13 protein-coding genes are annotated in these 12998 nt (G+C 64.1%); 4 read left to right on the plus strand and 9 right to left on the minus strand.

Annotation, left to right across the window (positions count from 1 at the left end):
- Positions 1-156: 156 nt before the first annotated feature.
- The gene (locus tag AC5RTE_RS10510; protein WP_494041313.1) at positions 157-1467 is read left to right on the plus strand and encodes an ABC transporter substrate-binding protein; all 1311 of its coding nucleotides are present in this window, start codon (positions 157-159) and stop codon (positions 1465-1467) included.
- Between the two features lie 82 nt (positions 1468-1549).
- Here AC5RTE_RS10510 and groL read toward each other — a convergent pair whose 3' ends face one another.
- The 5 genes from groL to AC5RTE_RS10535 all read right to left on the minus strand — a co-directional run bounded on the left by groL (position 1550) and on the right by AC5RTE_RS10535 (position 6136).
- Complete coding sequence (gene groL, locus AC5RTE_RS10515; protein WP_494041314.1) at positions 1550-3178, minus strand: chaperonin GroEL; 1629 nt, start codon at positions 3176-3178, stop codon at positions 1550-1552.
- Between the two features lie 279 nt (positions 3179-3457).
- Positions 3458-4588, minus strand: a complete 1131-nt coding sequence (locus tag AC5RTE_RS10520; protein ID WP_494041315.1) for an ABC transporter substrate-binding protein — start codon at positions 4586-4588, stop codon at positions 3458-3460.
- A gap of 146 nt (positions 4589-4734) precedes the next feature.
- Complete coding sequence (locus tag AC5RTE_RS10525) at positions 4735-4941, minus strand: cold-shock protein (RefSeq protein WP_494041316.1); 207 nt, start codon at positions 4939-4941, stop codon at positions 4735-4737.
- Positions 4942-5116: 175 nt separating this feature from the next.
- Positions 5117-5761 carry a LytR C-terminal domain-containing protein gene (locus AC5RTE_RS10530; RefSeq protein WP_494041317.1) on the minus strand — a complete coding sequence of 215 codons (645 nt, stop codon included), beginning with the start codon at positions 5759-5761 and terminating at the stop codon, positions 5117-5119.
- 45 nt (positions 5762-5806) lie between these two features.
- A complete protein-coding gene (locus AC5RTE_RS10535) occupies positions 5807-6136 on the minus strand; it encodes a DUF3263 domain-containing protein (protein ID WP_494041318.1) in 330 nt (109 codons plus the stop codon).
- Between the two features lie 127 nt (positions 6137-6263).
- Between AC5RTE_RS10535 and AC5RTE_RS10540 the strand changes: the two genes are divergently transcribed.
- Complete coding sequence (locus tag AC5RTE_RS10540; RefSeq protein WP_494041319.1) at positions 6264-7034, plus strand: uracil-DNA glycosylase; 771 nt, start codon at positions 6264-6266, stop codon at positions 7032-7034.
- A 14-nt stretch (positions 7035-7048) separates the two neighbouring features.
- Positions 7049-7888, plus strand: a complete 840-nt coding sequence (locus AC5RTE_RS10545) for a siderophore-interacting protein (protein WP_494041320.1) — start codon at positions 7049-7051, stop codon at positions 7886-7888.
- 19 nt (positions 7889-7907) lie between these two features.
- Here the strand turns inward: AC5RTE_RS10545 and AC5RTE_RS10550 are convergent, their stop codons facing one another.
- The 3 genes from AC5RTE_RS10550 to AC5RTE_RS10560 all read right to left on the minus strand — a co-directional run bounded on the left by AC5RTE_RS10550 (position 7908) and on the right by AC5RTE_RS10560 (position 11922).
- Positions 7908-9395 carry a threonine/serine exporter family protein gene (locus tag AC5RTE_RS10550; RefSeq protein WP_494041321.1) on the minus strand — a complete coding sequence of 496 codons (1488 nt, stop codon included), beginning with the start codon at positions 9393-9395 and terminating at the stop codon, positions 7908-7910.
- Positions 9396-9432: 37 nt separating this feature from the next.
- Positions 9433-10752, minus strand: a complete 1320-nt coding sequence (locus tag AC5RTE_RS10555; protein ID WP_494041322.1) for a peptidoglycan bridge formation glycyltransferase FemA/FemB family protein — start codon at positions 10750-10752, stop codon at positions 9433-9435.
- Positions 10753-10848: 96 nt separating this feature from the next.
- The gene (locus AC5RTE_RS10560) at positions 10849-11922 is read right to left on the minus strand and encodes a lipid II:glycine glycyltransferase FemX (protein WP_494041323.1); all 1074 of its coding nucleotides are present in this window, start codon (positions 11920-11922) and stop codon (positions 10849-10851) included.
- A gap of 203 nt (positions 11923-12125) precedes the next feature.
- On the opposite strand from AC5RTE_RS10560, the gene AC5RTE_RS10565 reads away from it, so the two are divergent.
- On the plus strand, positions 12126-12671 hold the full coding sequence (locus AC5RTE_RS10565; protein WP_494041324.1) for a TspO/MBR family protein: 546 nt from the start codon (positions 12126-12128) through the stop codon (positions 12669-12671).
- A gap of 46 nt (positions 12672-12717) precedes the next feature.
- On the opposite strand, the gene AC5RTE_RS10570 is transcribed toward AC5RTE_RS10565, so the two are convergent.
- On the minus strand, positions 12718-12998 hold a 281-nt coding region (locus AC5RTE_RS10570; protein WP_494041325.1), incomplete at its 5' end, for an L-serine ammonia-lyase, iron-sulfur-dependent, subunit alpha.

A 12998-nucleotide genomic window follows, 5' to 3' on the forward strand; every position in this document is an offset into this window, starting at 1 on the left:
AAGGGGCCAGGAAAGCGTTTACCAATATCTATTGACTCAAGCAGTGAAGTCCCGGCACAATCGGATGACTATCGAGAAAACGCTTTCTCACGGGGTTGCGCTGTTGCTGTCCGGAACGCCGGGAAAGCGGATCATCAGAACAAGGAAGGCCCATCAATGACGATTCCAACCGTTAGCCGGAGAAGGTTCCAGCTCGGCGCGGCAGCCGTTGCCCTCTCGCTCCTCGCAACCGGATGTGGCACGTCCGCCACTTCCAGCAGCAATGAGGAAGTGACGCTGCGGTTTGCCTGGTGGGGCAACGAGTACCTCAATGCGCAGACCGAAAAGGTCATCGATGCCTTCGAAGCGGAACACCCCAACATCAAGATCGAATCAGAACCCGGCGAGTGGGCCAGCTACTGGGACAAGCTCGCCACCAAAACAGCGGCCAATGATGCCCCGGATGTCATCCAGATGGACCAGAAGTACATCGCTGAATACGGCGGACGCGGCGCCCTGCTGGATCTGTCCAAGCAGGACGGCATTGATACATCCAAACTGGACAAGGAAGCATTGGCGTCCGGCCAGTATGACGACGCCCAGTACGGCCTGAGCACCGGCCAGAACGCCTACGTCGTCATGGCCAACACGAAGGTTTTCGAGGCGGCAAATGTGCCTCTTCCGGACGACACCAAGTGGACGTGGGACGAATTCATTGAGACAGCGTCAAAGATCAGCGCCGCGGGAGACGGCAAGAACTATGGGGCGGCATATGGCAGCAACGAAGCGGACCTGATTATATGGCTGCGCCAGCACGGCGAGAACCTCTACTCGGAGGACGGCAAGCTGGACTTCGACACGGCAACGGCCGCGTCATTCTGGGAGCGCCTGAAGGAACAGCGTGATTCGAAGGCGAGCCCGCCGGCCACCGTTGCTACCGAAGACTCCGGGGCTGGACTTGAAGAAAGCCTCTTCGGCACCAACCGGGTGGGTATGGCGTGGTGGTGGACCAACCAGCTCGGCTCCCTGGAGGCGACCACCGGCAGCAGCATCAAAATGCTCCGGGCACCGAGCAATGACGGCTCCTCGGCAGGCAACGGCATGTACTACAAGCCCACCATGTTCTGGTCAGCTTCGTCACGGTCCAAGCACCCGGAAGCCGCCGCCACCTTCATCAACTACCTGGCCAACAGCCCTGAAGCCGGAGCGATCCTGATGACGGACCGGGGCGTGCCCACCAACCCTGAGATCGTCGACAGCATTACGCCCTCCCTGAAGCCTGCGGACACTACCGTTGTGGGCTTCCTGAAGGACATCGCGCCTGACATGAAGGAAGCACCGCCCGTTCCCCCGGTGGGCGCCGGCAGTGTGCAGAACGTCATCAAGCGGTACACGGACGAAGTCCTCTACGACCGCCTCACTCCGAAGGCAGCCGCGGAAGCCTTCAAGAAGGAAGTTGAAGGAATGCTGGCCGGCGCCAGGAAGTAGTAAAAGCCGGAACACACAAATGCGGCCCCTCCGAAGAGGGGCCGCATTTGTGTGTCTACGGGACAAGCCCGGCGCAGGAGTTTTAGAAGCCGCCCATGCCGCCCATGTCATCGCCGCCGCCAACCGGAGCGGGGTTCTTCTCCGGCTTGTCAGCCACAACTGCTTCGGTGGTGAGGAAGAGGCCGGCAATGGAAGCCGCGTTCTGCAGGGCAGAGCGGGTTACCTTGACGGGGTCGTTCACACCGGCAGCCAGCAGGTCGACGTATTCGCCGGTTGCGGCGTTCAGGCCGTGGCCGGCAGGCAGTCCGCGGACCTTGTCGACGACAACACCCGGCTCGAGGCCGGCGTTGAAGGCAATCTGCTTCAGCGGAGCATCGATGGCAACGCGGACGATGTTGGCACCGGTTGCCTCATCGCCGGAGAGCTGCAGGTTGGCGAATGCCTTGGCACCGGCCTGGATGAGGGCCACGCCGCCGCCGGCGACGATACCTTCCTCAACAGCGGCCTTTGCGTTGCGCACTGCGTCTTCGATGCGGTGCTTGCGCTCCTTGAGCTCAACTTCGGTTGCGGCACCGGCCTTGATGACTGCCACGCCGCCGGCCAGCTTGGCCAGGCGCTCCTGCAGCTTCTCGCGGTCGTAGTCCGAATCGGAGTTTTCGATCTCGGCGCGGATCTGGGACACGCGGCCGGCGATCTGGTCGGCGTCGCCGGCACCTTCGACGATGGTGGTCTCGTCCTTGGTGACAACAACCTTGCGTGCCTTGCCCAGGAGTTCCAGGCCGGCGGTTTCGAGCTTGAGGCCAACTTCCTCGGCGATGACCTGGCCGCCGGTGAGGACGGCAATGTCGGCAAGCTGCGCCTTGCGGCGGTCGCCGAAGCCCGGAGCCTTGACGGCGACGGACTTGAAGGTGCCGCGGATCTTGTTGACGATCAGGGTGGCCAGGGCCTCGCCCTCGATGTCCTCGGCGATGATCAGCAGCGGCTTGTTGGACTGCATGACCTTTTCGAGGACAGCAACCAGTTCCTTGACGTTGGAGATCTTGGAGTTGACGATCAGGATGTAGGGATCCTCGAGGACCGTTTCCTGGCGCTCAGTGTCAGTCACGAAGTACGCGGAGATGTAGCCCTTGTCGAAGCGCATGCCTTCAGTGAGCTCGAGCTCAAGGCCGAAGGTGTTGGACTCCTCGACCGTGATGACGCCTTCCTTGCCCACCTTGTCCAGGGCCTCGGCGATCAGGGCACCGATTTCGTCGTCACCGGCGGAGATCGACGCAGTAGCGGCGATCTCTTCCTTGGTTTCGATTTCCTTGGCGGAGTTCAGCAGCTCGGCTGTGACGGCCTCGACGGCCTTCTCGATGCCGCGCTTCAGGGACAGCGGGTCGGCACCGGCAGCAACGTTGCGCAGGCCTTCCTTCACCAGTGCCTGTGCCAGCACGGTAGCCGTGGTGGTGCCGTCGCCCGCGACGTCGTCAGTCTTCTTGGCAACTTCCTTGACCAGCTCGGCGCCGATCTTCTCGTAGGGGTCGTCCAGTTCGATCTCCTTGGCGATGGAAACACCATCGTTGGTGATCGTGGGGGCGCCCCACTTCTTCTCGAGGACGACGTTGCGTCCACGCGGGCCGAGGGTGACCTTAACGGCGTCGGCGAGGGTGTTCAGGCCCCGCTCAAGGCCGCGGCGTGCCTCTTCATCAAATGCAATGATCTTGGCCATAACGGCAGTAGTCCTTTCGGGACAGTCGTTAAGATTTAACCTTCGCTGCAGTGCCCGCGACGGACGATCCTTGGCCGTTGGCCTCTGTATGCCTCCGGGTACGGATCTCACTCCAGTTAGGTGTTTCTTCGCTCCACGACCGGTACAGTGCGCCGCCGGCCGGAACCAGCTTCGCTTAGCAGTCGGTACGTCAGAGTGCTAACTCAATAATTAGCACTCCCTAAGTGAGAGTGCAAGCGAAAGGGAACGGAAAACGTCGTGGCAGGCCCGTAGCGGCGATCAGTCCGAAGCCCGCCCCGCCGTCTCAAGGCCGCTCACCGACGGGAGGTTGTCGGCACCGTAAGTGAAGACGGAGAAGGTGGCCGAGGTGATGTCCCCGTTGGCGTCGAAGGCAATCGGTCCTGACTCGCCGTCGTAATTGGCCTCCTGCCCCGACTTCAGAAGTGCCAGGCAGCCCTTGTAGGACAAGCAGGACCCCGCTGCCCCGGCCGCCGCTGCCCCTTCCGCGGATCCTCCCGAAACAGAGATCAGGTTCGCGGCAATTGACCTGCCGGCATCGTCCTGGGCCCTCGCTGCGGCCAGGGCAGCAAGGGCAACAGCGTCATAGGCCTCGGCGGCGAAAGACACGTCCTTCAGGCCCGCGTCCACCGCCAGGAGCCGTGCCTGGAAGTCGGCGTCCGGAAGCTGTCCGGGAATTACGGCTCGGGCGCCCTCCAGGTACCCCGCGGCCACTCCGGAGCCATAGCGCGCGAAGGCGCCGTCGCTTAGGATGAGTTGCTTCCCGTGAACAGCTGAATTGGCCAGTTCCGCCAGGGCGCCCTGGGCACCGTCGCGGGCTATGAGAATCACGGCGCCCGGTCCAGCCTTCGCCGCAGCCTCGGCCGCGCTGCCCGCGTCGCCCGGGTCAAAGCCGGCGGTGGACCGCACTTCGACACCGGCCTGTCCGGCAGAGGCGGCGACGAAGTCCGACAGGTCCTTGCCGTAGGAGCCTTCCTGGTACAGCACTGCAAGTGACGTGGCGCCGGCGTCCTTGGCCAGCTTCACCAGGACCGGGCCCTGGGCGACGTCGGCCGCTGCAGTCCGGAAGTAGTAGCCGCCGCTGCTGATGCTGCTGAGACCGGCGGCAGTGTTGGCGGGCGAGATCAGCGGAGTGCGGGAGCGGGAGAGGACGTCCATCGCCGCTGCCGCGTTGGTTGAGTCGGTGGGGCCGATGACGACGTCCGCCTTCGCGGCCGTCAACGCCTGGGCCTGTTCTGCCACAGCTTGCCCCGTGATTGGGGGAAGAAGTTCCACCGGCCTGCCCTTGTGGCCGCCGGCCGCATTGATTTCCTGCACGGCGAGTTTGGCCGCCGCAAGTTGCGGTGCATTCAGGAAGCCGCTTTGGCCCGTGTTGTCCAGGATCAGTCCCACGCGAAGGGTAGCGTCCCCGGAAGCCTCTGCGGCCTCGACCCGTGCATTGCCGGGAACCCCGGAACAGGCGGTCAGAACAATGGCAGAGCAGACCGTAGCCAAAGAAAGCGCCCGGCGGAAGGTTGCAGGGCGCGGGTTGACAGCTTTCACCCGGCCGGCCGGACGCTTTCCGCCTGCGGGCCCTTCTCGCCTTCGCCCACTTCGAGCTCCACCCGCTGGCCCTCGTCCAGCGCGCGGTAGCCTTCACCCTGGATCGCGGACCAGTGGACAAAGACGTCATCGCCGGAGCCGTCAACGGTGATGAAGCCGTAACCCTTTTCGGCGTTGAACCATTTGACGGTTCCCTGTGCCATGCTGACCACTCTTTTCCTTTTGTGTCCTGCATCTGTGCGGCCCGTCCGGGTGCCCCAAACGATCACTGGAGTCACTCTAGCGAAGACCTTGCCGGGGCGGCGGGGTGTTCCGCGGCAGCTGGGCGGAAGTTATTGAGGCGTAACTGCCGGAAGCGGGACGGAGGCTGTCAGGGAGTCACCGGTAGCCGGGACCAAGCACCACAACCAGGGGCATCTGGAACTCGGTGCTGTTGACCACCGTGGGAATGCCGAGAAGAGCCCCCAGTGCCTGGGCGCTGGGCAACTGTTCTGCTCCCTGGTAGAAGATGACGGAGGCCTGCTGTGGTGATCCCGACCAGTTGCCCACCTGTCCCAGCGTCCAGCCGTCCGCCTGGACTGTTCCACCGACCCGGCCGGCAAGTCCAGCCGTTCCGGCAGCGTTGTAGATTGCCACGCTTTGAGTCTTGTCGATGAACGCGGGAGCCGACGTTGGCCGGGCCGGCTCCGGCTCGGCCTCTGCGCTGGCTTCAGGCTCTGTGGAGGCTGCAGCGGCTTGTTCGGCAGTGGGTTCGGGAGACGCATCGGGGGTGGCCGTAGCGGCGGAACCTGTGGTGGCCAGCGGAGCCGCCTCCTGGCTTGCGGAGGCCTGGTTGTCCGGGGTGCTGAAGCCGAGCTTGGGAAGGATCAGGAAGGACACCAATCCAATCGCCAAAGCGGCGACGCCCACGGCGAGTACCGGCCAGAGCCGCACCCGTGAGGGAGCGGAAGCCGTGCGGTGGACACCTTGTCGCGAAGCAGCCTCCGGGACCTTGTCGAATTCATCGCGGGCGTATTTGGTCATGGAGATATCCTTGGTGATTGCTGCTGGTGGCTCAGCTCGAGCGTTTTACGCGTCGGACCCCAGGCGCCGTGCAGTCCGTGCACGGTGACGCGATGTACGTAGTCTACGCAATCGCTTGACCAGCATGGGGTCGTGGGCCAGGGCATCCTCGGTGTCAATCAAGGCATTGAGCAGCTGGTAATAGTGCGTTGCGGAGAGATCGAACAGCTCCCGGATGGCTTGTTCCTTGGCGCCGGCGTACTTCCACCACTGCCGTTCCAGGGCAAGCATCTGCTGGTCACGCTCGCTCAACGGTGAGTCACGAAGCGTGAAGCCGGCCAGGAGGGACTGCCGGGGTTCCGGCTCCGGCAACTGCTCCCGAGCTGGTTCCGCCACGGCACACTCCTAAGCTGGTTACGTAAATGTCTGACCCCCATGCTACGGACGAATAACAGTGTTGTCATTTGCGGCCGGGGAAGGCCCGGCCGGACCCAGCCGCCGGTTGCCCTGCAAGAATGGGACGGTGGTTGAATCAGATGCCTTGTTCGGGCTGGGGCAGGAACCGGCCCAGGGCCCCGGTTTTGCGGGGCTGGCGGAACTTCCCCTGGAGGAGCTCATGTCGCCCGACTGGGCCGCCGCCCTCTCGGGGGTGGAGAACGAACTCCGGGGCGTGCTCGCCTTCCTCGCGGACGAAGTGGCAGCCGGGCACCAGGTGCTGCCGGCGCCGTCGAACGTCCTGCGGGCCTTCCGGCAACCCCTCGCCCGCGTAAAGGTCCTGATTGTGGGCCAGGATCCCTACCCGACGCCCGGGCACGCGGTGGGCTTGTCCTTCTCCGTGGATCCGCAGACGCGGCCCATTCCCAGGAGCCTGGCGAACATTTACCGCGAGCTGGAAGCGGATCTCGGATTGCCTGCCCGGGTCCACGGCGACCTTTCCGCCTGGACCGGCCAGGGCGTTTTGCTCCTGAACCGCGTGATGACCGTGCGGGCGGGATCGGCCGGTTCCCACCGCGGCAAAGGCTGGGAGAAGATCACGACGGCGGCAGTCTCCGCCGTCGCCCAGCGGCGGAACCATGACGGGTCCAGGCTGCCTCTGGTCGCGGTGCTGTGGGGAAAGGATGCCGAAAGTGTCCGCCCTCTCCTGGACGGGGCTCCCGCCGTTGCGAGCGCGCACCCCAGTCCGCTCTCTGCATCCCGCGGTTTTTTTGGGTCCCGGCCCTTCAGCCGCGTCAACGAACTCCTGAGTGGACAAGGCGCCCCTGGCGTAACCTGGGAGCTCCCCCCGGCGCCTTAGCTTAGGCTTGCCTTATGAGCACCATTCCCGCCGCTACCAGCGCCAGCAAGAAGAGCCGTCCACAGGTCAACCTCACCGTGGTACGCCGGGAAGAGCTTTCCCCGCACATGGTCCGGATTGTCGCCGGCGGGGACGGCTTCGCGGACTTCGTCAACAACGGTTTCGTGGACCGGTACGTCAAGATCGTTTTTCCCCAGCCGGGCGTGGAGTATCCCTCACCCCTGGATCTCTGGAGCATCCGCGAGAGCATGCCCCGGGAGCGATGGCCCTTCACCCGCACGTACACCCTCCGCTGGGTGGACCCCGCGGCGCGCGAGCTGGCCATTGACTTTGTGGTCCACGGTGACGAGGGCCTCGCCGGTCCGTGGGCGGCAGGGGCACAGCCCGGCGATGCCCTGACCTTTACCGGCCCCGGTGGGGCTTACAACCCGGCGCCCGATGCCGACTGGTACCTCTTTGCCGGTGACGAGGCCGCGCTGCCCGCGATTGCGGCCTGCCTGGAGTCACTGCCGCCGGAAGCCGCCGGCCTGGCGTTCCTTGAGGTGGATTCCGACGCCGACATCCAGACGATCGCCGCTCCCACCGGGGTGAAAATCCACTGGCTGCCCCGCAACGGTGTCCCCGCAGGAGACAGCGACCTCCTGGTGCAGGCCGTGGCCAACACCGAGTGGCCGGCGGGCCGGGTTGACGTGTTCGCCCACGGCGAGCGCGGCTACATGAAGGCCCTCCGGAGGGTCCTCTTCGACCAGCGCGGCCTGGAACGCAGCCAGGTGTCGCTCTCCGGCTACTGGGCCAAGGGCCGGGTGGAGGACGTCTTCCAAGCGGAGAAAAAGCTCCCCGTGGGACAGATCTAGGCCGATTCAGGGTGCCTGGCTAGCGGCGGCGGGCCCGCCGCCGCTCATTGCTTGCCAGGCTGCCTGTGAGCGGGCGGGCAAGGGTGTCACCGAGGACAATGCCGCCGGCCGTTCCCAGAACAATGGCACCGGCGTTGAGCATCCCGCCGGCGCCGAGCAGGATCTCGGCTTCCTCGATGGTGAGTACATACATGGACCGGAAAATGGTGAGGCCGGGCAGCAGGATCAGTGCTGCCGGCACGGCAACCACCAGCTGCGGCGCCCCCATCCTCAACGCCACCACACGCGCCAGCAGGCCGATGACCACAGCTGCAATTGCAGGGGAAAACCGGTCACCCACGCCCAGCTGGCCGGCGGCAAGCAGCACGAGATAGCCGGCCACTCCCACGGCTGCTGTGGGCAACAGGAGCTGCCAGGTGGTCTGTTCGGTGATGCCGATGGCCATCACGGCCACCGCCACAAAAATGACCAGGACCCACAGGTCGTACGCGGGCGGAAAGGTTTGTGTGACGTCAATGCGCTGCATCCCGCTCAGCTCGCCCACCACGAAAGCGACAGCAATCCCTGCCACGATGGCGCCGAAGGTGAGCAGGGTTGAGAGGAACCTGCCGGCCGCTGTCACGGGGAAGCCATTAATGGCGTCCTGCACGGATGAAACGAGGCGTCCTGTCGGTAGGAGCAGGAGGATGCCTCCCACCACCACGATGGCCGGCGACGAGGTCAAGCCGAACTGCCACAGCACCAGCGCCAGCTGTGTCACCACAAAGGAGCAGCTGGCCGTGATGAAGAAGTCGGGCACGCGCCACCTCCCCAGCTGGCGGGCCAGCAGGCTGATGGCGATGTTGGCCGCGAAGGCGATGGTCGAGGCGACGGGTCCGCCGCCCAGAACCCCCACGAAAGCAGCCGCGAACGTACCGAACGCCACTGTAACCATCCAGCGGGGAAAGGGTTTGGGGCTGGTAATGGCCTCATCCAGCCGGCGGATTGCCTCATCACGGCCCACTCCCCCTGCCACAATGTCCGTCACGAGCTGATGCACCTTGGCCAGGCCGGCATAGTTGTTGGTCCAGGAACGAACCACCCTCAGCAGCGCAATGGGTGTCTGGTCCTTGGGCGCGTAGTTGATGCCCACGGACTGGTTGGTGATGTCCACTTCGATGTTTTTCAGCCCCAGGGCCGCGGTGACGGCGATGATGCTGGTTTCCACTTCGAGCGCGCCGGCTCCGTACCGGAACATGGTTTCGGCCAGGTGCAGTGCGAAGTCGAGGGTTTTACGGGCGGAGGTGTCAACGCCGCCCACCTGGATCATGGGGTTGGCGTACGGGCTTCCCGTGAGCCGGTCCACGATGCTCATGGGCGCGGTGGGCGGGTTTTCGCCCTGCACCAGGCGCCGCAGCATCCTCTTGGCAGCGGCGTTCTGCCGGACCTGGGCAGGGGTCAGCGGCTCTGTTTTGGGCAGGCCGTCCGTGTGCGGCCTGCGCCCGGGACGTTCGGGCCGGTCAGTCAAGGTTGCCTCTTCGCGGTATTGTGCGGTGGTTGGTATTTCAGGCGGAATGCTTCTTCAAGGGCAGCTTGCCCAGCAGGGTGCGGGCAGCAGCGGCTGCGGTACGGGCCAGCCGGTTGGCGTGGAAGACGGCGGGACGTACCGGAGTGACGAAGTCACCCACCAGCTGGACCACTTCTCCGCCGAAGCCTTTCTTAAACTCGTACCCGCCGTGGCCTTCCTCGTCCTGGCCGGAGATGCCGAATGTTCCGTAGAAGTTGTACCGCGGGTACCCCTTTTCCAGGGCGTGGAGCATCATGCCCCAGTACAGGGAGGTGGCGCCGTTGAAGTAAATGTAGTCCTGAACGGTGCCGCCGATAACGCAGACCACCTCATCGCCGTAGCAGACAAAGTGGATGGCGGCTACGGTGGCCACTCCCACGGAGTCGGGGAACCGCTCGATGTCCTTCAGGCTCCGTTCGTAGCTGTCAACGAGGTCCTGGACCACCTTGAGTCGGTTGGCCTTTTTCTTGCTGCCGGTCTCTTCCACTTCGCGGCGCAGTTCGGCTGCCGTCGCCGATTCCGCTTCCAGCCGCTCCGTGATGGATTTCCGGTAGGCGGGGATGTCGATCTTGGCCATCATGAGCTTTGTGAACTCAGCGGATGTGGTGCGGAGCAGGTGTTCGTAGTAGGCGCGTTCGCGGTAGACAAAGCCCTTTTCGTCCCCGGCCGTACTCAGTGCACCGTAGAACTCGTCCAGGGTTTCCAGGGTTGCCTGCTCCAGGAACACGCCGTTTTTCTCCGCTTTGCGGATGGCCTTGCGGGTCCGGTAGCTGGTGCCCATGATGAGTTCTTCGGCGTCGCTGACGCCGGCAAGGCTCTTAACAAACATCCAGTTCACGTTGACGAAATTCATGTCCAGCCCCTGGTGCTGGAATCCCAGCGCCGCAAGCCGGGCCACCAGCGGGCGGTTGTCCTCGATCTCCGGGTGTTCGGCGCCGTCCGCGTCGCGGGCAATGTATTTAAGGTTGGGTGAAATCCGCAGTTCGGCGGCTTTACGTTCCGCCGCGCGTTGACGGAGCAGCCCGACGACGGCGCTCACCAGGTCGGCATCGGTGTAGTCCATCAGCGGCCCCTTGGCGCATTCGCACACCGTGTAGCCAAGACGGGTGGTGGTGTAATTCAGTTTTCCGGCAGCTACGAGTTCGCCGTTGCGGCGGATGCCGAAAAGCTCCACCTGCTGGCCGCGGGCGCGCTGGAAAGCCGCAAAGTCAACGGACTGCAGAAAGCTGTTTTGCGGGTGTTTCAGGGCGAAAGTCCCAAACTCCGCGTCGCTGAGGATGGCAAATTCAAGATCGGTGCCGGTGGTAACTGGATTCAAGGGATTTTCCTCATTCGCGGTAGTGCGGCCGTGGCATGAAGGGCGCAGGGCTATGACGGGTATGGAGCGGGCAGCGGTTGGCCCGGGTGTCTCAGGTCAGTAGAACTGCTGGCCGGTCCGCGCGGTTTCGATCCGCCGGAAGACTTTTTCGGCGCCCTTGACCCAGAGGCGGTGCTTCAGGGGAGCAAGAACGTAATCGTGGCATCCGACAAAATCCGTGACGGTTTTGGTAAAGCTGGTTTTGAACATCCCCATGCCGTAGAGGTTGTGGCTCTTGTCCTTGATGCGGGCTGAGGGGGGCGTGCCGCAGAAGTCGTATTCTGTGCAGCCAAGTTCCTGCATGCGCTTGATGGCTGCCCACTGGACCAGGTGGGAGTCACCGTACTGCTTGCGGTTCTGGGTTGAGCCGCCGTCCTTGTAGGTGGCCTTGGCTCCGTAGTTGATAACGAAGGCCCCCACGCTGGGTTTGCCGTCCTCGTAGACGAAGAAGAAGTTGCCCTGGCCGCGGTTGCAGAACTCGTCCCAGAATGCGGCGTAGTAGTCGTAGCTGCGCAGCGGCATGGACCCCTTGGCGCTGACCGTGTCCGCCATGAGGTCATAGAGCGCCCTGTAGGTTTCGGGGCCGTGTTCCTTTCGGAGCACCTGGCAGCCTTCCCGCTCAGCGCGGCGGATGGCGTTGCGGGCGCGGGAGGAGATGGCCTTGAACACGGCTTCTTCCGGGCCGGAGATGTCCAGCAGGGCGGTGGAGTCGTTGGACTGGATGTTGGGAGCTTTTACCAGACCTGCTTCAGCGAGCTGCGCCTGGGCACCGGCTGAGTCAATGATGTCCGGTTCGATCTTGATGGTGAACACGTTCAGTTTCCTGGCTCGGGCAAAGCCGGCACAGGCGGCGAGGGCCGCTTTCAGGTCCCCGGGGGCCGCGAGGTCGGGGCCTTTAATGAGGTACCAGAGGCGGCCCAGCACCGGGAACCGCTTCTCGAGTACCAGGTTGTAGCTGGCGGCGCCTGGGCTTTCCAGCACCAGGAACCGGACCTTCCAGCCAGTGCCGTTCTTAACCGACGCATACGCAGCCGACTGCAGCATGTTGCCGCCGTTCGGGTTGGCAGTGACGTGCTTGTCCCAGTTTTCAATTTCCTCGGCGGTGGCAAAACGTGCGGTGAATTCTCGCAAGGGGGCCGTGTCCAATCAGGGTTGTGCGCGGTTCTGTACTCGTGGCTGCGTGCGGACATGCAGCCTCAAGTCTAAAGCCTGGCGGCGTTCCGGCATTCCAGTCCGGCGGGTCCGGACTTTTCAGATAGCGGGGGTGCGCGCTGCTCCGCCAGTGCCACCTTGACTCCGGAAACGGCGGAAACGGCGTTGGCAAGGGTTGGGCCATGCAACCGTATCGGGGAAAGTTGGCGGATCCGCAGGACAAGAACACCGGGCGGCCGGGGGCCGGCAGGCAGACAGCGGCTTTGCTTGCCCTCCTGGCGGTGTCGTTCCTCGTTGCAGGGTTGGGTTCCCTCGCCACGTTCAATAATGTGAACGGCTGGTATGCCACGGCCGACAAGGCGCCCTGGTCGCCGCCCAACAGCGTCTTCGGCCCGGTCTGGACCGTCCTCTACACAGCGATGGCCGTGGCGGCCTGGCTGGTCTGGCGGAAGCAGGAGCCAGGTACCGGGCGTGCACTGACGGTCTACGGAGTCCAGCTCGTACTGAACATGGCGTGGACTCCGGTATTTTTTGGTCTCTACCCCGCCATCGGTTCAGCTGCCCTATGGCTTGCGCTGATCGTCATCCTTGCACTCATCGCCGCGGTATCGGTGACCGTCCTGTATTTCGGCCCGATCAGCCGTGCCGCAGGGCTGCTCCTGCTGCCGTACATCAGCTGGCTGGTGTTCGCGGCAACGCTCAACTGGTGGGCTGCGCTTCACAACTGACGCGGAGCGATACCACGGAACGGGTGTCCAGTAAGGGCGCGGCGCCTCAACACACGGCCACGTTGACGGCGAGTCCGCCCATGGCCGTTTCCTTGTATTTGGAGCTCATGTCCTTTCCGGTCTCGCGCATGGTCACAATGACCTCATCCAGGGACACCCGGTGGGAGCCGTCACCCCAGAGCGCCATCTTCGCCGCGTTGATCGCCTTCGCGGCGGCGATCGCGTTCCGTTCAATGCAGGGCACCTGCACCAGCCCGCCAATCGGATCACACGTCAGGCCCAGGTTATGCTCCATCGCGATCTCGGCAGCGTTCTCCACCTGCGCCG

It is taken from the genome of Arthrobacter sp. K41 (assembly GCF_059089645.1).

What these genes read in the sequence shown, in the direction of transcription:
- AC5RTE_RS10525 (WP_494041316.1), bottom strand. Translation starts at nt 4,941, where the DNA reads ATGGCACAGGGAACCGTCAAATGGTTCAACGCCGAAAAGGGTTACGGC.
- AC5RTE_RS10565 (WP_494041324.1), top strand. Translation starts at nt 12,126, where the DNA reads ATGCAACCGTATCGGGGAAAGTTGGCGGATCCGCAGGACAAGAACACC.
- groL (WP_494041314.1), bottom strand. Translation starts at nt 3,178, where the DNA reads ATGGCCAAGATCATTGCATTTGATGAAGAGGCACGCCGCGGCCTTGAG.
- AC5RTE_RS10530 (WP_494041317.1), bottom strand. Translation starts at nt 5,761, where the DNA reads ATGACCAAATACGCCCGCGATGAATTCGACAAGGTCCCGGAGGCTGCT.
- AC5RTE_RS10545 (WP_494041320.1), top strand. Translation starts at nt 7,049, where the DNA reads ATGAGCACCATTCCCGCCGCTACCAGCGCCAGCAAGAAGAGCCGTCCA.
- AC5RTE_RS10510 (WP_494041313.1), top strand. Translation starts at nt 157, where the DNA reads ATGACGATTCCAACCGTTAGCCGGAGAAGGTTCCAGCTCGGCGCGGCA.